Annotated in this window: 10 protein-coding genes and 1 pseudogene; 7 read left to right on the forward strand and 4 right to left on the reverse strand. The window is 72.9% G+C overall.

Annotated features, from left to right (window positions below; all coding sequences use genetic code 11):
• Positions 1–789, reverse strand: a pseudogene (locus AC3WLN_RS02805) (serine protease); the annotation flags it as partial.
• A gap of 141 nt (positions 790–930) precedes the next feature.
• Between AC3WLN_RS02805 and AC3WLN_RS02810 the strand changes: the two are divergent.
• The 4 genes from AC3WLN_RS02810 to AC3WLN_RS02825 all read left to right on the forward strand — a co-directional run bounded on the left by AC3WLN_RS02810 (position 931) and on the right by AC3WLN_RS02825 (position 11,698).
• Positions 931–6,282 (forward strand): alpha-2-macroglobulin family protein, encoded by a 5,352-nt coding sequence (locus tag AC3WLN_RS02810; protein ID WP_492479395.1) that lies wholly within the window; start codon positions 931–933, stop codon positions 6,280–6,282.
• A gap of 19 nt (positions 6,283–6,301) precedes the next feature.
• On the forward strand, positions 6,302–8,401 hold the full coding sequence (gene pbpC, locus AC3WLN_RS02815; RefSeq protein ID WP_492479528.1) for a penicillin-binding protein 1C: 2,100 nt from the start codon (positions 6,302–6,304) through the stop codon (positions 8,399–8,401).
• Between the two features lie 163 nt (positions 8,402–8,564).
• Positions 8,565–10,415, forward strand: coding sequence for a potassium transporter Kup (locus AC3WLN_RS02820; protein WP_492479530.1), 1,851 nt, complete (start codon positions 8,565–8,567; stop codon positions 10,413–10,415).
• Between the two features lie 131 nt (positions 10,416–10,546).
• Positions 10,547–11,698 (forward strand): sensor histidine kinase, encoded by a 1,152-nt coding sequence (locus AC3WLN_RS02825; RefSeq protein ID WP_492479396.1) that lies wholly within the window; start codon positions 10,547–10,549, stop codon positions 11,696–11,698.
• 20 nt (positions 11,699–11,718) lie between these two features.
• Here AC3WLN_RS02825 and AC3WLN_RS02830 read toward each other — a convergent pair whose 3' ends face one another.
• Positions 11,719–13,263 carry a cation:proton antiporter gene (locus AC3WLN_RS02830; RefSeq protein ID WP_492479397.1) on the reverse strand — a complete coding sequence of 515 codons (1,545 nt, stop codon included), beginning with the start codon at positions 13,261–13,263 and terminating at the stop codon, positions 11,719–11,721.
• Between the two features lie 66 nt (positions 13,264–13,329).
• A complete protein-coding gene (locus AC3WLN_RS02835; RefSeq protein WP_492479400.1) occupies positions 13,330–13,839 on the reverse strand; it encodes an OsmC family protein in 510 nt (169 codons plus the stop codon).
• 171 nt (positions 13,840–14,010) lie between these two features.
• Here AC3WLN_RS02835 and AC3WLN_RS02840 point away from each other — a divergent pair, with 171 nt between their 5' ends.
• The 3 genes from AC3WLN_RS02840 to AC3WLN_RS02850 all read left to right on the forward strand — a co-directional run bounded on the left by AC3WLN_RS02840 (position 14,011) and on the right by AC3WLN_RS02850 (position 18,194).
• Positions 14,011–14,886, forward strand: a complete 876-nt coding sequence (locus tag AC3WLN_RS02840) for a cell envelope integrity EipB family protein (protein WP_492479401.1) — start codon at positions 14,011–14,013, stop codon at positions 14,884–14,886.
• A gap of 177 nt (positions 14,887–15,063) precedes the next feature.
• Positions 15,064–15,639 carry a PilZ domain-containing protein gene (locus AC3WLN_RS02845; RefSeq protein ID WP_492479403.1) on the forward strand — a complete coding sequence of 192 codons (576 nt, stop codon included), beginning with the start codon at positions 15,064–15,066 and terminating at the stop codon, positions 15,637–15,639.
• Positions 15,640–16,091: 452 nt separating this feature from the next.
• Positions 16,092–18,194, forward strand: coding sequence for a putative bifunctional diguanylate cyclase/phosphodiesterase (locus AC3WLN_RS02850; protein ID WP_492479404.1), 2,103 nt, complete (start codon positions 16,092–16,094; stop codon positions 18,192–18,194).
• Positions 18,195–18,203: 9 nt separating this feature from the next.
• Here the strand turns inward: AC3WLN_RS02850 and AC3WLN_RS02855 are convergent, their stop codons facing one another.
• Positions 18,204–19,508: a flavin monoamine oxidase family protein gene (locus AC3WLN_RS02855; protein ID WP_492479406.1), complete on the reverse strand. Its 1,305-nt coding sequence runs from the start codon at positions 19,506–19,508 to the stop codon at positions 18,204–18,206.
• Between the last annotated feature and the right edge of the window lie 169 nt (positions 19,509–19,677).

The following is a 19,677-nucleotide window of genomic DNA, read 5'->3' on the forward strand; positions in this document are numbered from 1 at the left end:
GGCCGGGGCCGAATCGGGGAAGGGCACGAAGCTGTTGGCGATGGCGATGGCGAGGCGGTCGACCTCGCCGGCCAGGGCCTTGTCGTAGCCGAGGGTGAGCCCGCGCAGGCCGGCCTCGCCGGCGGCGTAGCGGATATAGGACTTGCCGGTCCCGGTCTCGGCGGTCACCACCAGGAAGTCGGGGCGCAGGAGCTTGTAGGTCACCCGCCGGTCGGGGCTCGGCGCGGTGATGCGCGCGAAGACCGCCTCGAGCCCGGTCTCGCCCGCCGGATAGGATTTCGTCTCCAGGGTGATTCGCCCGTCGGCGCTCTGCCAGCGGGTGCCGCCGGGCTGCGGCGAGCGCTTCGGCAGCACGCGCTCGGGCACGCCGAGCACCACGCCGCTGGCCGGGTCCGGCTTGACCGCGAAGCGCGCGGCCGCCCGCGCCGCGGCGCCCTCCTTCAGCAGGGCGGCCCGGCCGGCCGCGTCGGGCAGTCCCGTCCCGCCGCTGCGCTTGGCATAGGCCTGGAGCGCTTCGTAGCTGCGCCGCCCGAAGGTGCCGTTGACCACGCTGTTGTAGTCGCCGGTCCAGACCAGGGCGTCCTGCAGGCCCTTGCGCTCGGCCTCGGGCAGGGCCTCGAAGGCGGCCCGCGCCGCCTCGAAGGCCGGATCGGGGGCGGCCGGCTTGGCCCGCGCGGGCGGCGGGGCGGAGGGTGGTGGTGCAAGGGGCGTCTGGGCGGCAGCCGTGCCCACCATCGTCCCGAGCAGCAATCCGGTCACGCCCCGGATGATCCGATCCCGTCGCGTCATGGCCGAGGCGCGTCTCCTCCGCGAGAACCGATCCGGTGTGGCAGAGCCCGCCACCGAATTCCAGGCCGTTGCGGCCGATGCGCGAAGTGCTACGGTCCCGCCCGGCGCCCCGCACCGGCGCCCGGACGACGGGTTGGAAGCATGTCGGGATCAACCGGACACGGGCGCTCGCCCCGATCGGCGGTCGGCGTCGCCGGTCGCCTGCAGGCCCTGGCGATCGCCGGCCTGCTGGCGCTTCCCGCCACGGTCCAGGCCCAGGCCCCGGTTCAGGCCCCCCGGGCCGCGGCCAAGGCCATGCCCCGGCCCTCCGCCGCGAAGAGCTTCGTGCGCGAGGACCTCGCCAGCGACGGCGTCCGGCTCGAGGCCACCCTGAAGGGCGAGGCGGGCACGGTGAGGCCCGATGCGAAGGCCGCCGCGAAGGCCCGGGCCGAGGGCGAGGCCCTGGTCGAGGCCGAGAAGCCGGCGGACGCCCTCAAGCCCCTCGGCCTCGCCGTGGCGGGGGAGCCCGACGAGCCGGCGAACTGGCTCGCCTATGCGCGCGCGGCGAGCACCGTCGGCAACGACGACCAGACCGGCGACTATGCGAGCCGCCTGCGCCTGCGCCGCAACGCTCGGGCCGCGGCCTATCAGGGCTACCTGCGGGCCGCGACGGCGGCGGCCGAGGCCGGGGCCCTCGCCGTCCTGGGCGAGGTCTACGCGGACGAGGCGGAGTGGCGCCCGTCGCTGGGGGCCTACCGCGCCAGCCTGGCGCTTGCCGACGATGCGGAGGTGCGCGAGACTTACGAAGCCCTGCGGGCCGAGCACGGCTTCCGCATCCTCAACTACACCGTCGATTCGGACGCGGCGGCACCGCGCATCTGCTTCCAGTTCTCCGAGGGCGTCGCCGCCAAGACCGACTTCACGCCCTACATCGCGGTCTCGGGCGCGGCCAACGCCGCCGTCACCGCCACCGGTCAGCAGGTCTGTGTCGACGGCCTCAAGCACGGCGAGCGCTACGCCTTCGTGGTCCGCTCCGGCCTGCCCTCCAGCGCTGGGGAGACCCTGCTCAAAGCAGCCGATTACGAGGTCTATGTCCGGGACCGCTCGCCCCAGGTCCGCTTCACGGGGCGCAACTACGTCCTGCCCCGCACCGGGCAGGCCGGCGTGCCCCTGGTCTCGGTGAACGCGGCCCGGATCGACGTGGAGGTGCTGCGCGTCGGCGACCGCGGCCTCCTGCCGTCCCTGCGGGCCGAGGACTTCCTGTCCCAGCTCACCGGCGCCACGGCGCGGACCATCGCCGACCAGAAGGGCCAGCGCGTCTGGAAAGGCGTGCTCGACACGGCCAAGGCCGAACTGAACCAGGAGGCCGTCACCGCCTTCCCGGTGCTCCAGGCGGTAGGCAAGCTGGAGCCCGGCATCTACATCATGCTGGCCCAGGCCAGCGGAGCCGCGACCGCGTCCGCCGACGAGGAGGGCGGCTACGAGACCCAGGCGACGCAGTGGTTCGTAGTCTCGGATCTCGGCCTCACCGCCTTCAAGGGCCGCGACGGCGTCCACGTCTTCGCCCGCTCCCTGGCCTCGGCCGAAACCGTGCCGGGCGCCGAGATCCGGCTGGTGGCCCGCAACAACGAGGTCCTGGCTACCGCCAGGACCGATCGCCAGGGTCACGCCGCCTTCGCGCCTGGCCTCGCGCGCGGGGAGGGAGGCATCGCGCCCGGCCTCGTGGTGGCGCAGATCGGCGACGATTACGGTTTCCTCGATCTCGGTCAGTCGGCCTTCGACCTTACCGATCGCGGCGTGAAGGGCCGGCCGCAGCCCGGCGCGGTCGAGGCCTACGTGTTCCCCGAACGCGGGGTCTACCGCTCCGGCGAGACCGTGAACCTCACCGGACTCCTGCGCGACGCCACCGGCCTCGCGGTGCCGGAGATCCCGCTCACCCTGGTGGTCAAGCGCCCGGACGGCGTCGAGTATCGCCGTGCCCAGCTGGCGGATGCGGGCCTCGGCGGGCGCGCCCTCGCGCTGCCGCTGATGCCGGGCGCCCCCCACGGCACCTGGCGGGTGGCGGCCTACACCGATCCGAAGGCACCGGCCATCGGCGAGGCGAGCTTCCTCGTGGAGGATTACGTCCCCGAGCGCCTCGACGTGACGCTGGAGAGCGCGACGCCGACACTGACGAAAGGCGCACCCGCCACCATCGACGTGGCCGCCCGCTACCTCTACGGCGCCCCCGGCGCCGGGCTGGAGATCTCCGGCACCGTGCTGGTGCAGCAGGCGGCCGGCAACGGCATCAAGGCGCTGGAGGGCTTCTCCGTCGGCCTCGACGACGAGCGGGTGGAGGCCGTCTCGACGGAGATCGACGCCCGCGCCACGACCGATGCCGCCGGCAGGGCCCGGCTCGTGGTGCCGGTCCAGGCGCTCGCCGCCCCGCGCCCCCTTGAGGCAAAGATCACCCTGCAGGTGGGCGAGCCCGGCGGGCGTGCGCTCAGCCGCAGCCTGACCCTGCCGATCCTGCCCGAAGGGCCAGTCCTGGCGATCCGCAAGACTTTCGGCGGCGACATCCAGGAAGGCGGCGTCGCCGGCTTCGACGTGGTGATGGCCGCCCCCGATGGCCGGCGCCTGGCCCAGGGCGACGTCGCCTGGACGCTGCAGCGCGTCGAGAAGAGCTATCAGTGGTATCGCGAGAACGGGCGCTGGTCTTACGAGCCGGTCACCAGCACCCGCCGCGTCGCCGACGGCCGCCTCGACCTGACCCCCGACGCGCCGGGCCGCGTCAGCGCCACGGTGAGCTACGGCACCTACCGGCTGGAGGCGAGCGTGCCGGGCCGCCCGGCGGCCACCGCGAGCGTGACCTTCACGGTGGGCTGGAGCGGCGGCGAGACCGCGGACGTGCCCGACCTCCTCGACCTGCGCCTTGACAAAGCGGCCTACGCCGCCGGCGAGACCCTGCGCGCGCGGCTGCAGCCGAAGTTCAAGGGCCAGGCGACGCTGGCCGTCGTCAGCGACAAGCTGCACGCGCTCCTCACCGTCGACGTGCCGGCCGCCGGCACCACCGTCGACATTCCCGTCAAGGCCGAGTGGGGTTCGGGCGCCTACCTCGTGGCCACCGCCTACCGGCCCCTCGACCAGGCGGCCAAGCGCCTGCCGGGCCGGGCCCTGGGGCTCGCCTGGTTCGGGGTCGACCGGGACAGCCGCACCCTCGGCGTCGCCCTGCAGGCGCCGGCGAAGGTCCGCCCGCGCGAGACCCTGACCCTGCCGATCCAGCTCGCCGGCCTGACATCCGGCGAGGAGGCCCGGGTCAGCGTGGCGCTGGTGGATGTCGGCATCCTCAACCTGACCCGCTACGAGGCGCCCAACCCCTTCGGCTACTTCTTCGGCCAGAAGGCCCTCGGCCCCGAGATCCGCGACCTCTACGGATACCTCATCGACGGCATGCAGGGGACGCTCGGCGCCATCCGCTCCGGCGGCGACGGCGGGGCGGCGGAACTGGCCGATTCGCCCCCGACCCAGGCGCCGCTGGCCCTCTATTCCGGGCCCGTCACGGTCGGGCCGGACGGCAAGGCGAGCGTCAGCTTCCCCCTGCCGGCCTTCAACGGCACTGGCCGGGTGATGGTCACCGCCTGGAGCCGCGCCAAGGTGGGCGCGGCCCAAGCCGACGTGATCATCCGCGATCCCGTCGTGCTCACCGGCACCCTGCCGCGCTTCCTCAATGTCGGCGACCGCTCGCGCGTCCACGTCGCCCTCGACAATGTCGAGGGGCAGGCCGGCGACTACACGGTGGACCTCGACCTCGCCGGCTCCGTCCTCGTCGGCGCCGAGGCCGTGCACAGGACCCTGCGCCTGGAGGCCGGCGCCAAGGGCGCCCTCGTCATCCCCATCACGGCCGCCGGGCCGGGCCTGTCGCGGATCGACCTGACCCTGCGGGGTCCCGGGCTGCCCGAGGGCGTCGGCCAGAGCTTCGCCCTCACCATCGGTCCCGGCACGGGGGCGCTCGCCCGCCGCTCCGTGCAGACCCTCGAACCCGGCGCCAGCCTGACGCTCTCGGACGAACTCCTGGCCGACATCCTGCCCGGCACCGGCACGGTCTCGCTCTCGGCCTCGAACCTCGCCGGCATCGACGTGCCGGCCCTCCTCCAGTCCCTCGACCGCTATCCCTACGGCTGCTCCGAGCAGACCGTGAGCCGGGCGATGCCGTTCCTCTACGTCGACCGCCTCGCGGCCCTCGACAGGCTCGGGATCGACACACAAGCCGACGAGCGCGTGCGCCAGGCGATCGAGCGCGTGCTCGGCCGCCAGAACGGGGCGGGCGATTTCGGTCTCTGGTCCACGGACGGGGCCAGCGACACCTGGCTCAACGCCTACGTCACCGACTTCCTGACCCGGGCCCGCGAGCGCGGCTTCGCCGTGCCCCAGACCGCCTTCGCCAACGCCCTCGACCGCCTGCGCAACGCGGTGGCCAACACCACGGAGGTCGGCGGGGGCGGCATGGACATCGCCTACGCGGCCTACGTGCTGGCCCGCAACGGCCGGCCCGTGATGGGCGACCTGCGCTATCTGGCGGACACCAAGCTCGCGGCCTTCGCCACGCCCCTGGCGCGGGGACAGATCGCCGCCGCCCTGGCCCTGCTGGGGGATCGCCGCCGGGCCGCCAAGGCTTTCACCGCCGCGATGGCCGGCTTCCGGGAGATGGCCGCGAGCCCGGGCTACCGGCCGGATTACGGCTCGCGCCTGCGCGACGGCGCCGGCCTCCTGGCGCTGGCCGCCGAGACGGGGCTCGCCCGCGACAGCATCCAGCCGCTGGGCGCGCTCATCGCGGCCGAGCGCGCCAGCGGCCGGCCGACCAGCACCCAGGAGGAGGCCTGGATGGTGCTGGCCGCCGAGGGCCTGAGCGCGGAATCCGACGCCCTGCGCTTCACCCTCGACGGCCGCCCCGAGAGCGGCGCCGTGGCGCGCAGCTACCGGGCCGCCGCCCTGGAGGCGAGGCCCGTGACCCTGGCCAACGCGGGCAGCCAGACCGTGCAGGCCGTGGTCAGCGTCTCCGGCAACCCGATCGCGCCGGAGCCGGCGGAGGCGCGCGGCTACACGATCGAGCGGCGCTACCACCGCCTCGACGGGACGCCGGTCGATCTCGCGCAAGGGGTCCGCCAGAACGACCGCTTCGTGGTGGTGCTCACGGTGACCGAGGCCAAGGCCAGCGCCGGGCGCCTCCTCCTCGTCGACCGCCTGCCCGCCGGCTTGGAGATCGACAACCCGAAGCTCCTCGATGCCGACGCGCTCACCGGGCTCGCCTTCGCCAAATCGGACGTGGCCCCGGTCCATACCGAGTTCCGCGACGACCGCTTCGTGGCCGCCTACGAGCGCAGCCCCGAGCAATCCGCCTTCTTCCGGGTCGCCTACACCGTGCGGGCGGTCTCGCCCGGCACTTACGTCCATCCGGCCGCCACCGTCGAGGACATGTACCGGCCGGAGCGCTTCGGACGCACGGGCTTCGGGTCGATGACGGTGAGCGCGAAGTAGGGCCGTGGAGACGGGTCGCCTGAACCCTCCCCCCGCAGAGGGAAGAGGGCGTCTCGCGATCATCGCGGGCCTCCTCCTGCTCCTCCTGCCGGCCCTCGCCCTCTGGCGCTTCGTCGACACCCTGCCGCCCCTCGACCTGACCCAGGCCGGACTCCGATCGACGGTGGTGCTCGACCGGGACGGGCGGCTGCTGCGCCCCTTCGCCACCGCCGACGGGCGCTGGCGCCTGCCGGTGACGGGACACCAAGTCGATCCGCGCTTCCTGGCCATGCTCACCGCCTACGAGGACCGGCGCTTCGCCTCGCATCCCGGCATCGACCCGGCCGCGACGCTCCGGGCCGCATGGCAATGGTTCACGGTGGGGCGCATCGTCTCGGGGGGCTCGACCCTCTCGATGCAGGTGGCCCGCCTCGTCGAGCCGCGCGCCGAGCGCTCGCTGGCCGCCAAGCTCCGCCAGATGGTGCGGGCGGTGCAGCTGGAGCGGCGCCTCGGCAAGGACGGGGTGCTCGACCTCTACCTGGCGCTCGCCCCCTATGGCGGCCCGGTGGAGGGGCTGCGCGCCGCCAGCCTCGCGTATTTCGGGCGGGAACCCACCCGGCTGTCCTTCGCCGAGAGCGCGCTCCTCGTCGCCCTGCCGCAGGCGCCGGAGGCCCGGCGGCCGGACCGCTTCCCGCACGCGGCCCGGCGCGCCCGCGACCGCGTCCTCGCCATCGCGGCCGAGCAGGGTGTGATCACGCCCACCGAGGCGGAGGCCGCCCACGCCGAGCCTGTGCCGACGCTGCGAAAACCCTTCCCGATGCTGGCCGCCCACGCGGCGGAGGCGGCGCATGCCGCCGATCCCGCGGCGCAGGCAATCCGCCTCACCCTCGACGGCCGCCTGCAGGCGAGCCTCGAGACCCTCGCCGCCGAGCGCGCGGCCGCCCTGGGGCCCGGGATCTCGGCGGCGATCCTCGCTATCGACAACCGCACCGGCGGGGTCCTAGCCCAGGTCGGCAGCCCCGGCTACCTCGATGCGAGCCGTGCGGGTGCCATCGACATGACGGGTGCGATCCGTTCGCCGGGCTCCGCCCTCAAGCCCTTCATCTACGCGCTCGCCTTCGAGACGGGCCTCGCCCATCCCGAGACGCAGCTCGACGACCGGCCCGTGCGCTTTGCGGGCGCCTATGCCCCGGAGAATTTCGACCTCGGCTACCAGGGCACGGTGACGGCGCGGCGCGCCCTCCAGCTCTCCCTGAACGTGCCGGCGGTGGATTTGCTGGAGGTGGTCGGGCCCGCCCGCTTCATCGCGCGCCTGCGGGCGGCCGGCGCCCGGGTCGATCTCCCCCGCGACACCGCCCCGGGCCTGCCGGTGGCGCTCGGCGGCCTCGGCATCACGCTGACCGACCTCGCCCGCCTGTTTTCGGGGCTGGCCCGGCAGGGGCTGGTGCCGAACCTGATGCGTCGCCGCGACGGGCCGCCCGACGAGGTGGCCCCGGAGGCGCGCGTCACGGAAAGCGTCGCCGCCTGGTACGTCGCCGACATCCTGCGGGGGGCGCCCCCTCCGGAGAACGCCCTGGCCGGCCGGATCGCCTACAAGACCGGCACCTCCTACGGCTACCGGGACGCCCTGGCGGTGGGGTTCGACCGGCGCGTCACGATCGCCGTCTGGGTCGGCCGGCCGGACGGCAATGCCGTGCCGGGCCTCGTCGGCCGGGTGGTCGCGGCGCCGATCCTGTTCGATGTCTTCGCGCGCTTCGGCGGGGAGCCCGACCCGGTGCCGACGCCGCGCGATGCCCTGGTGACCACCACGGCCGGCCTGCCGCCACCCCTGCGCCACATCCGGCGGGATATCCCCAAGACCCTGTCGGCGGCCCTGGGCGGTGCCCTGAAGATCGCCTACCCGCCGGACGGCGCCCGCATCGATCTCGGCCTGTCCGAGCCGGAGGCCGGGCCGTCCGCGAGCCTCGCCCTGAAGGCGCTGGGCGGCGTGCCGCCCCTGACTTGGATGGTCGACGGCCTGCCGGTGGCGGCCGGCGCCCGCCGGCAATCGGCCTGGGCCCCGGAGGGCGCGGGCTTCGCGCGGATCTCGGTGATGGACGCCACCGGTGCCAGCGACAGCGTGATGGTGCGGCTCGAGTGACGCCCCCGCCCGGGGTGCAAGGCGGAGACCGCGCGGGCCCCTGGTCGGAAGGAAACCCGCCCCTACCTGCGAGCGGCAGAGCGAACCTTCGCCGTTTCCGGAGAGCGTGCCCGTGGCCCACGACGAATCCCGAACGGGACGGCCGGCCCTGCGCCCGGCGGTGATGCTGGGGGCGCTCGGCATCGTCTACGGCGATATCGGCACGTCGCCCCTCTACGCCTTCAAGGAGGCGGTGCGCGCCGCGAGCGCCGGGGCTCCGCCGACGCCGATCGCGGTGACGGGCGCCGTCTCGCTGATCCTGTGGTCGCTGATCCTCATCGTCTCGATCAAGTACGCCGTTCTGATCCTGCGCGCGGACAACCGTGGCGAGGGCGGCATCGTCGCCATGCTGGCGCTGCTCGGGGCCCGGAACGCCAAGCCCGGCTCCTGGGCCGGCGTGCTCCTCGTGGTGGGCCTCGTCGGGGCCGCCCTCCTCTACGGCGACGGGGCGATCACGCCGGCGATCTCGGTGCTCTCGGCGGTCGAGGGCCTCAAGGTCGAGGCGCCGGCCCTGTCGCGCTTCGTCGTGCCGATCACGGTGCTGATCCTGGTCGGGCTCTTCCTGGTCCAGAGCCGGGGCGTGGCCTTTATCGGGCGCATCTTCGGCCCGGTGATGCTGGTCTGGTTCGTCGTGCTGGCGCTGCTCGGTCTCGGCGGCATCTGGCACGCGCCGCAGATCCTGTCCGCGCTCAATCCGCTGAAAGCCGTGGAATTCCTGACCCATGCGGGCTGGCACGTCAGCTTCGCCATGCTGGGGGCGGCCTTCCTCGCGGTCACCGGCGGCGAGGCGATGTATGCCGATCTCGGGCATTTCGGAGCCGGGCCGATCCGCGCCTCCTGGTTCGGCCTCGTGCTGCCGGCCCTGGTGATCCATTATTTCGGGCAGGGCGCCCTCCTGCTGGTGGAGCCCGACGCCATCGAGAACCCGTTCTACCGCCTGAGCCCCGACTGGGCGCATTACCCGCTGATCGGCCTCGCGACCGTCGCCACCGTGATCGCCTCGCAATCGATCATCTCGGGTGCGTTCTCGCTCACCCAGCAATCGATCCAGCTCGGCTTCCTGCCGCCGATGCGGGTGGTCCACACCGCCCGGCACGAGCGCGGGCAGATCTACGTGCCGATGGTGAACTGGCTGCTCGCCGCCGCCACCCTGAGCGCGGTCCTGATCTTCGGCACCTCGGACGCGCTCGCCGGCGCCTACGGCATCGCGGTCGCCTCCCTGATGGCGATCACCACCCTGCTGGCCGCTCTCGTGGCACTGAAATGGGGCTACAACCCGGTGGCCGTGCTGGCCGTGAACGGGTTCTTCCTCCTCATCGACTTCGTGTTCCTCGGGGCCAACACCGTGAAGCTGTTCGAGGGCGGCTGGTTTCCGCTGATGCTCGCCGCCCTGGTGGCGTTCCTGATGCTGACCTGGCGCAAGGGCAACCAACTCGTCGAGGCGGCGCGAGTCTCCCTGCGCCAGCCCGAGGGGGAATTCCTGGCGCAGCTCCGGCGCGACCCGCCGATCGTCCTGCCGGGCAACGCCGCGTTCCTGTCCTCGGCCACCAGCGCGATCCCGCTGCACCTGTCGCGCTTCGTCGCCCGCAGCCACGCCCTGCACGAGCGCATCCTCATCATCACCGCCCGCTACGAGGAGGAGCCGGCGGTCGCCCGCGACCAGCGCGCCGAGGTCATCGTGATCACCCCCGACATCACCCGCGTGATCCTGCGCTACGGCTTCATGGAGGACGCCTCGATCCCCGACGGCCTGCGCTGCGCGGTGGAGTCCAAGCGGCTGCCGCCCGAATGCCTCGAGGATCTCACGATCTTCATCGGGCACGAGACCATCATCCCGAAGAGCGATCACCGCGGCATGGCCACTTGGCGGGAGGAGATCTACGCCTTTCTCCTGCGCAACGCCGAGCGCACCGGGGCGCATTTCTGCGTGCCGACGCGGCAACTGGTCGAGGTCGGCACCGAGATCGAGATCTGAGCCGGGTCCGGGCCATCAACTCTCGCGCAGAGCCGACCGGATACCCTTGCGGGCAGCGCTCCGGGTGTCGCAAAAGGAGGTCACGCGGGCGGGCGGCCCGGCCCACCGAAACCCGGACGTGTAGCGCAGCGATGACCGAACTGGCGCCGAAGGCCCTGGCGATCCGCCTGCGGCAGCAGGCGATCCTCTCCGATTTCGGGGTCGAGGCCCTGCGGGCCACCGAGCTGCTGCCCCTGCTCCAGCGCGCCACCGAACTCTGCGCCGAGGGCATGGAGGCGCAGTTCTGCAAGGCATTGGAATACAAGCCGCACCAGGACTGCCTCCTCGTCTGCGCCGGGGTGGGCTGGGCTGCGGACGCGGTGGGCACCACCATCATCGGTGCCGACCTCGCATCGCCGGCGGGCTTCGCCCTGAAGACCGGCCGGCCCGTGATCTCGAACCACCTCGAGAACGAGACCCGCTTCCGCACGCCGAAGCTGATGGCCGACCACGGCATCCGCCGGGCGATCAACGTGCTGATCGCCAACCGCGACGGCAATTACGGCGTGCTGGAGGTGGACGACACCCGCGAGGGCCAGTTCGAGGAGGCCGACATCGCCTTCATGCAGGGCTTCGCCAACCTCGTCGGCGGCGCGATCGAGCGCCAGCGGGCCGAGGCGCGGCTGAAGGCGGCCCTGGAGCGCCAGGAACTCCTGTCCCGGGAGATGAGCCACCGGGTCAAGAACAGCCTCGCGGTGGTGGCGGGCTTCCTCGGCCTACAGGCCCGGGGCTCCGACAACGCCGACGTGAAGAGCGCGCTCGCCGATGCCCGCACCCGGGTCGAGGCGGTGGCCCAGGTCCACGACCAGCTCTGGCGCCAGCCGAGCCTGGAGGCGATCGACGTCGCGGGCTTCCTCGAGGCCCTCTGCGCCAAGCTGCAGGAAAGCGCACCGCGCCACCGCCTCGTCTGCCGCGCGGCGCGGGTGAACATCCCCGCCGACCTCGCGATCCCCCTGGGGCTCTTCGTGAACGAGCTCGTCACCAACGCGATCAAGTACGCCTACGCGGACGGCGAGGGCGAGATCCGGGTCGAGGCCCGGCCCGACGAGGCGGGCGGCCTGATCCTCGGGGTGGAGGATGACGGCGCCGGGCTTCCCGAGGGGTTCGATCCCACGGCGGCGCGCAGCGCGAGCCTCGGCATGCGCATCATCAACAGCCTCGCCCGCCAGCTCGGCGGCCCCCTCGCGGTCGCCCCCGACGTGCAGGGCGCGCACTTCTCCCTGCGGGTGGCGCCCGTCACCTGAGGTCGTCGGGCGCCCGCAGCTCAGGTTTCGGCCCGGGGCGTCGCGTTCATCTCGGCCCAGTCGAACTCCTCCTCCAGCACGTAATAGGCGTCGTCGCCGATGTCGCCGGAGCGGCGCAGCGCCAGCACCCGGTCGCGCGCCGCCTCGATGGCGCGGCGCCGGGCGGCGTCGGCGGGCAGCGCCTCGGAGGCGAAGCCCGTGTCGCGGGCCTCCGCCTGCTCCAGGGCGACGCGGAACTCCTCGCGCAGGGCCTCGGAGGGCGCGTCGTCGGCAGTCTCCAAGCTCTCGAGGGCGGCCCGGTAGGCCTCGGTCCGGCCGTGCCCGACCTCGCGGCCGACGGGATCGTCGTCCTCCAGCCCGAGCCGGCCGAGGAGGAGGCGCAGAGTCAGCCCCTGCACCGTCAGCGTGCCGATGATGACGCAGAAGGCGGTGAGCACGATGAGGTCGCGATAGGGGAAGCCGGGATCGCCGTCGGGCAGCGCCAGGGCCGTGGCGATGGTGACGATGCCGCGCATGCCCGCCCAGGAGACCGCGATGCCGGCGGAGAGGCCACGGTCGCGGGTCTCGGTCCCGTCCGCGCCGAGGCGGGCGAGGTAGGCGGTGGGCAGGACCCAGAGGAAGCGCACCACCACCACGGTGAGGAACACCGCCGCGCCGACCAGCGCGTAGGAGATCCGCTGCTCCCGGGTCAGGCGCTCGAGGATCGGACCGATCTGAAGGCCGATCAGCACGAAGGCGAGCACGTTGAGCACGAACACCGCCGTGTCCCAGACCGCGTAGGAAACGATGCGGGTGCGCGGCGGGGTGTGGCCCGGAGCGATGCGCGCCACCATGATGGCGAAGGAGACCACGGTCAGCACCCCGGACAGGTGCACGTGTTCCGCTCCGATCCAGATGCCGAAGGCGGCCACGAACTGCAGCACGATGACGCTCGGCGCGTCGGCGACCGGGCGCGTGGCGGCGCTGTAGAGGAGGGCGAGGACCGGCCCGGCGACCAGGCTGCCGAGGATGCCCACGAGGAAGGCCGGACCGATCTGGCTCACCGAGAACGTGCCGGAGACCGCCGCCGTGACGCCGAGGCGATAGATCAGCAGCGAGCCCGCATCGTTGAGGAGGCTCTCGCCGCGCAGGATCGTGGTGAGGCGGTGGGGCAGCGAGACGTGGCGCAGCACCGAGAGCGCCGCCACGGCGTCGGGAGGCGCCACCACGGCGCCGAGCACGATGCAGGCCGCCCAGGGCATGTCGGGCACGAGCCACTTGACCATCACGGCCACGGCGGCCGTGGTCGCCACCACCGCCCCGAAGGCGAGGCCGGCGATCGGGCGCCAGTGGGTGCGCAGGTCCCGCACCGAGGTGTCGTAGCCGGCATCGAGCAGGACGGGCGCGAGGAACAGGGCCAGCGCCAGCTCCGGGTCGAGCACGAGGTTGGGCACGGCCGGGATGAAGGCGAGGCCGATCCCGCCGAGCGCCAGGAAGACCGGATACGGAGCGCCCACCCGGCGGGCCAGCCCGGCCAGGAGCACGGCGCCGAGGAGGACGCCGACCGTCCATTGAAAAATCATCATGTCGAGGGGAACGCGCCAGCACGGCGCCGGGATCATTCGCCCCGGCGCGAAACCCGGCGCCGCCGGTCAGCCCTGCGCGAGGGTGACGGCCAGCTCCGGCTTGTGGTTCAGGGTCTGGAACACGACGCAGTAGCGCTCGGTCAGCTTGAGGAGCTGGTCGAGCTTGTCCTGGGGGGCGTCGGTATCGAGGGCGAAGGCCAGGCGGATCGCCCGGAAGCCGACGGGGGCCTCCTTGTCGACCCCGAGGGTGCCGCGGAAGTCGAGGTCGCCCTCGGCGCTCACCGTGCCGGAGCGGAGCTCGACACCGATCGCCGTGGCCACCGCCTTGAGGGTGACGCCGGCGCAGGCCACCAGGGCTTCCAGCAGCATGTCGCCCGAACAGAGCTCGGCGCCGGAGCCGCCGGTGGCCGGGTGCAGGCCCGCCACCGCGAGGGCGCGCCCGGTCTCGACCTTGCAGGCGATCGCGCTGTCGTCGAGGCGGCCCCGGGCGCACAGGGTCACCACGGCCGAATCCGGGGCGTTGCGGTAGCGGTCCTTGATCGGGGCCTGGAGCGAGCGCAGGGTATCGGCGTCCATCGTCGTATCCTCCCGTCTTCCGGTTCTTCTTCTGCGGACCTATCTAGGGCGTCCCCCCGGCGCGGCGAATGCGGACGGCGCCGATCGAACCTCGCTCGGGCCCGCCGGATGCCCTATCTGGGGGCGTCACGGGGTTCGGCATCCTCCGGCCCCGCCCTGTCAGGAGAATCCATGCGTCGTCCCAGCATGCGTGCAGCCGCCGCGATGGCGCGGGTCGCCTTCCCCGGCATCGCCGCCGGCTTCGTCCTGTCCGTAACGGCGGCCGCCGCCGCGGCGCCCATCACCCTCGCCAATCACCGGGCCGTCTACGACCTCTCCCTGGCCGAGAGCAGCGGCACCCGGGCGGTGGAGAGTGCGCGCGGACGCATCGTGATCGATTTCACCGGGGATGCCTGCAAGGGCTACACGATGCAGACCCGGCAGGTGACGGTTCTGGAGAGCGGCGAGACCGGCAGCCGCACCTCGGACCTGCGCAACACCACCTTCGAGAGCGGGGACGGGCGCAGCTACCGCTTCAAGACCAGCACGGTTCTCAACGGCACCCCCGGCCAGGCGGTGGACGGCACCGCCGAGTCGAATTCCGACCTGCTGAAGGTCAAGCTGAAGGAACCCCAGCGTGACCAGTTCCAGGATTCGGGCGAGGTCCTGTTCCCCACGGTGCACATGCGGCGCCTGATCCAGGCGGCCCGCGACGGCCAGAACACCATCTCGGTCAAGGTCTTCGACGGCTCGGACGACGGGCGCAAGGTCTACGACACCTTGGCGGTGATCGGCCGGCAGGTTCCGGCCCCGGCGGCTTCCGACAAGGCGGCCGAGCGCGACAAGCCGCTGCGGAACGGCCCGATGGCCAGCGTGCCGCGCTGGCCCGTGACCCTGAGCTACTACATTCCCGGGCAGGGCGAGCGTACGCCGATCTACGTTCTGAGCTTCGATCTCTACGAGAACGGCGTCAGCGGCGCGCTGCGGCTCAACTACGGCGAATTCGCCGTGGTCGGCGACCTGACCCGCCTCGACACCCTGCCGTCGAGCACCGGCTGCAACCCCTGAAGGCTGCGGGCGGCAGGCCTGGGACCGGCACGAGCCGCGCAGGCTGACCACAGCGGAATTCGGGATCGCGCCCAGACTTCGCCGTCCCGTGATCCCGATTGAATCAAATTCTCCGCAACCGGATAAAGGAATCTCCGCGACCGGGCGCCCTTATGGCTCCGTAGCCGCAGGATGATCATGAGCGAGCCCCTCACAGCGACGCCGACGAGACTCATCCTGCCTGCCCTCTGCTGGAACCGGTACCGCGCGGATTTCTATGCCGTCACCGCCGACCTGTCCGTGGCCGGCCTTCGCTTCCGCTCCTCCGTCGTGCCGGCCCGCGGTGAGATCCTGTCCTGCAGCATCCGGCACGCGGGCTCCCTCGAGGCGCTGGTCATCGAGGGCGGCAAGGAGCAGTTCGTCACCCGCGTGACCCGCGCCGAGGCGCCGCTCTCCGTCATCGTGCGCCGCCTGCTCGACCTCGCGACGGAGCAGAACAGCGGCGAATTCCCCCAGCGCGTCCACCCCCGCTTCGTGCCGGACCACCCCGACATCCTGGTCACCATGGCCTGCGGCACCCGCATCCCGGGCCGGCTCATCAACGTCTCGGCCTCCGGCGCTGCCCTGCGGATCGACATCCCCCTGGAAACGGGCATGCGGATCACCATCGGGCGAACGCCCGCCACGGTCGCCCGCTGCTTCGAGAACGGCATCGGGGCCACGTTTCTCCAGCCTCTGCCGACCGAGGGACTCGGACCCCACGTGGTGCTGTGACCCGAGTGCCGGCGTTCGACGGGAGCGTTCCGGTGCGAGGCGGGACGGGTCTCGCCGAATTCCGGCCTGCGCGCTCGGCGACGGCGAGCGGCATCTCGCCGTTCGGCGTCCGAGGATGCAATCGAGACCGGTTCGCGGCCGGGGGGAATTAAGTCTCTATCAAATGATAAGGGCTAGTCTGCAGTCTCGCCGTCGGTTCGGAGACTTGACGATGCAGGCCGTAGACGATGCGGGCATCCCGCCTTCACCGGCGCCCATCCGGTTCCGTCCCGGCCCGAACCCCCGCCCCGATCCGGCCGGCCGCCGCGATCGGCGAATCTCTGACGTTCGTGCACGCAATGCGCCGCCTGCCTGACCCGCTCCTCGCCGGAGCCGCCCCCACCCCCGCTGCCGGGTCGCGACCCGCTTGCGCGAGCGGATCGCGGGCGCCCGAGGCGGCGTGGGGGCATCGGATGGGCGATGGGGCACGCGCCTCGGCCCCCGCCGGCCCGGAGCCGGCTCAGCTGTGCCGCGAGAGCCGCCCGACGGCGCGCGACGACGCAGAGGCGCGGGCCCGCGACCTCGCTCTCGCCACGAACCGCACCGTGGGCTCCCTCGCGCCTCTCGGTCTCGCCTATTGCGCGCCGATCGTCCTGGGCAGCCTGACGAGCCTGTTCCTCGCCGGCGAGCCTGCCGCCGGGTGGCTGACGGTGTGGCTGTCGATGCTGCTCGCCGTCTGCGCCGTGTTCGTCGGCTGGACGGCCCGGAGGATGGGGCGCCTCCCGAAGTCGCGGAGCATCGACTGTGCTCGGATCAGCGAGCAGGACGAAACGATCAGCCTGCTGCTCCACGACTTCGAGGCGAGCACCAGCGACTGGCTCTGGGAGACCGACGCCGAGGGGCGGCTGCAGCACGTGTCCGAGCGCATCGGCCAGGTGGCGGGGGAGCCCCCGGCCGCCCTGCACCGGGCGCCGTTCGAGGCCCTCTTCCTCGGCCGCCGCGAAGTCCGGCCGATGACCCCCGAGATCGCCGAGATCCTCGCTCTCGTGGCCGAGCGCCAGGTCTTCCGCGAGCGCGTGGTCGAAGTCACCATCGGCGGCCTGGCGCGCTGGTGGCGACTCAGCGGCCGGCCGATCACCGACGGCGGCGGGACCTTCCAGGGCTTCCGCGGCGTCGGCTCGGACATCACCGACGCCCGTCAGTCCGAGGCGCGGATCGCCTATCTGGCGACCTACGATTCGCTCACGGGCCTGGCCAACCGTACCCGGTTCCAGGACAAGGCGACCGAGTTCTGCGCCCGGGCGGAGGCCGGGGGCGAGCCCTGCGCGCTGCTCTACCTCGACCTCGACGGCTTCAAGTTCGTCAACGACACCTTCGGCCACGCCCTCGGCGACATCCTGCTGGTCCGGGTGGCGCAGCGCCTGACCGGCGTGGTCCCGCCCGAGGCGCTGGTTTCGCGCCTCGGCGGCGACGAGTTCGCCGTCCTCCTGGCCGAGGGCGACGAGGAGGCCCTGGTCGCCCTGAGCCGACGCCTCATCGAGGCGCTGAGCATGCCCTACACCCTCGACGGGGTGCAGGTGGAGATCGGCGCCAGCGTCGGCCTCGCGATGGCGCCCCGCGACGCGCACAGTCCGGAAGGCCTCCTCAGCAAGGCCGACCTCGCCCTCTACCGCGCCAAGGCCAGCGGCCGCGGCAAGGTCCGGATCTTCTCGCCCGACCTCGAGGCCACGATGCGCCTGCGGCGCGAACTCGAGATCGACCTCAAGCGGGCGGCCGCGCTGGGCGAGTTCAGCCTGCACTATCAGCCCCTGGTGGGGCTGAAGGACGGCCGGGTGCGCAGCTTCGAGGCCCTGCTGCGCTGGACCCGCAGTTCCGGCGAGCGGGTTTCCCCGGCCGTTTTCGTACCCGTCGCCGAGGCCTCGGGCCTGATCACCGAAATCGGCCGCTGGGTCCTGATGCAGGCCTGCCGGGAGGCCGTGCGCTGGCCCGACGAGATCCGGCTCGCGGTCAACCTCTCGCCCATCCAGTTCCGGAACACCGACCTCGTCGCGGACGTGACGCGGGCGCTGGAGACCAGCGGACTGGCGCCGGAGCGCCTGGAGATCGAGGTCACCGAGTCGGTGTTCTTCGAGATGAACGCGACGACGATCGCCAATCTCAAGGAACTGCGTGCGCTGGGCATCCGCGTGGCGCTCGACGATTTCGGCACCGGCTACTCGTCGCTCAGCTACCTGGTCCGGTTCCCCGTGGACAAGATCAAGATCGACCGCTCCTTCATCAAGGACATGGACAGCCGCCCCGAGTGCCTGGCGATCGTCGAGGCGATCCTCGCCCTGGCCCACAAGCTCTCGATTACCGTCACGGCCGAGGGCGTGGAGACGGTGCGGCAGGCGCAGATGCTCAAGGCCGGCCGCTGCGACGACATCCAGGGCTTCCTCTTCAGCCCCGCTCGGCCGGCCGACGAGATCGCACATCTCATCGCGTCCCTGCCGACGCGCTTCGGAGAGGTCTTCCCCCTCCGGCCGGTGACCTTCCGCCATGCGGTCCCGCGCGGGCGGCCCAATCCCGCGACGTAGCTCCGCGGATCAATCCCGCAGATGGTCGGCCACGGCCGCCGCCGCCCGCGTGCCCTCCTCGTAGGCGCCTCCCGCCGTGCCCCATTGCAGGCGCGACAGGGCCTCGCCGGCGAACCACACCCGGTCCGCCACGGGAGCCTGCAGCCGCGCCCGGGCGCCGGCATGGCCGGGCGGCACCACCGCCCAGGACCCGAGCGCCCAGGGGTCGTGGCGCCAGGCGCTCACCGCCGGGATGGTCAGGTCGTGCAGGGCCCGGGGCCCGAAATGTGCGGCGAGCGTCGCCCGGACCAGACGACGGACCCCGTCCGCCCCGACCCGGCGGGCATCCAGCGCGGCGGCCATGGGCGCGTCGAGCTCGAAGAAGTGGAACGGGGTTCCGTCGATCCGGGTGAGGAGGCCGGGGCTCGCTTCGCGCCCGCCGACGAGGCTGGCGAGCCGGTCCGCCCCGCGGAACGGGCAGGACGGCCAGTGCAGCACCGCGTGCTCGTAGATCCCGGTGGCAAACCCCGTGATCGCGTCCGCGATTTCCGGGGGGAGGGCGGGGGTGAAGAGCGGCGTGGCCCGCAGCACCATCGTGGGAACCGTGACGATGACGGCCCGGGCCGCGAAGCTCCGGGACCCCGCGCGCACCCGCACGCCCGGCCCCGTCCAGTCGATGCCGGTGACCGGCGTCCCGAGGGAAATCGGCAGGCCCTGGGCGAGGCGGGCGAGATAGCCGCCGTAGCCGCCGGCGATGAAGCGGTTGTCGCCGTACTCCATGCTGGGGAAATCCTGGAGCGAGACCCGGCCCAGGGATTGGCCGGAGACGAGGCCGTGAACCCGCTCCACCCGTCGTCCCCAGGGGCCGAGGCCCGGCGGCAGGGCGGTGGCGGCCGGCCGGTCCGGCGCCGCCCAGCCCGCCTGGGTGCTCATCGCCCGGTCGGCCACCGCGAAGGCGCGGCCCAGGGCCGCCGCCTCGGACGGGCGGCCGCGCCGGCGCCCGACCCAGAGGTGGCTGTGCTGCGCCGCCACCCGAAGGGGCTCGCCCCGCTCGGTGCCCAGCCGCACCAGCGGGTTGATCGGCCCCGCATGCAGCCAATGCCCGCCGAGATCGACGGCGTGGCCCCGCAGGGATACGGTGACGAGGCGCCCGCCGACCCGGTCGCGCGCCTCCAGCACCGCCACCCGGATCCCCCGTGCCGCGAGGCCCCGGGCCGCCGCGATGCCGGCGGCGCCGGCTCCCACGACGACGACCTCCGGATCGTCGGGCAGCGGCGCCAGGCGCGGCGCGATGCTCGGGCGCCAGCGTTCGTGCTCGGGGCGGGACGTCCTCATGGATGACGGTCTCGTTCCTGACTGAAGGGTGGCGACGGGCCTATCAGAGCGCGCCGGCCGGCGACACCGCGCCTCCGGTCGCAATCCGGTCGCACCGGTTCAGTCACACGGGAGAAACCTCCGGCGTCGAGGATCGCGGCGGCGAATCGCCGTTTCGCCGGCCCGCCCT

Source organism: Methylobacterium sp. FW306-05-D (genome assembly GCF_058782155.1).

Excerpts from the sequence above, each read along its gene's own strand:
- AC3WLN_RS02810 (WP_492479395.1), top strand. The coding sequence starts at position 931 with ATGTCGGGATCAACCGGACACGGGCGCTCGCCCCGATCGGCGGTCGGC.
- AC3WLN_RS02820 (WP_492479530.1), top strand. The coding sequence starts at position 8,565 with ATGCTGGGGGCGCTCGGCATCGTCTACGGCGATATCGGCACGTCGCCC.
- AC3WLN_RS02825 (WP_492479396.1), top strand. The coding sequence starts at position 10,547 with ATGACCGAACTGGCGCCGAAGGCCCTGGCGATCCGCCTGCGGCAGCAG.
- AC3WLN_RS02830 (WP_492479397.1), bottom strand. The coding sequence starts at position 13,263 with ATGATGATTTTTCAATGGACGGTCGGCGTCCTCCTCGGCGCCGTGCTC.
- AC3WLN_RS02835 (WP_492479400.1), bottom strand. The coding sequence starts at position 13,839 with ATGGACGCCGATACCCTGCGCTCGCTCCAGGCCCCGATCAAGGACCGC.
- AC3WLN_RS02840 (WP_492479401.1), top strand. The coding sequence starts at position 14,011 with ATGCGTCGTCCCAGCATGCGTGCAGCCGCCGCGATGGCGCGGGTCGCC.
- AC3WLN_RS02845 (WP_492479403.1), top strand. The coding sequence starts at position 15,064 with ATGAGCGAGCCCCTCACAGCGACGCCGACGAGACTCATCCTGCCTGCC.
- AC3WLN_RS02850 (WP_492479404.1), top strand. The coding sequence starts at position 16,092 with ATGGGCGATGGGGCACGCGCCTCGGCCCCCGCCGGCCCGGAGCCGGCT.
- AC3WLN_RS02855 (WP_492479406.1), bottom strand. The coding sequence starts at position 19,508 with ATGAGGACGTCCCGCCCCGAGCACGAACGCTGGCGCCCGAGCATCGCG.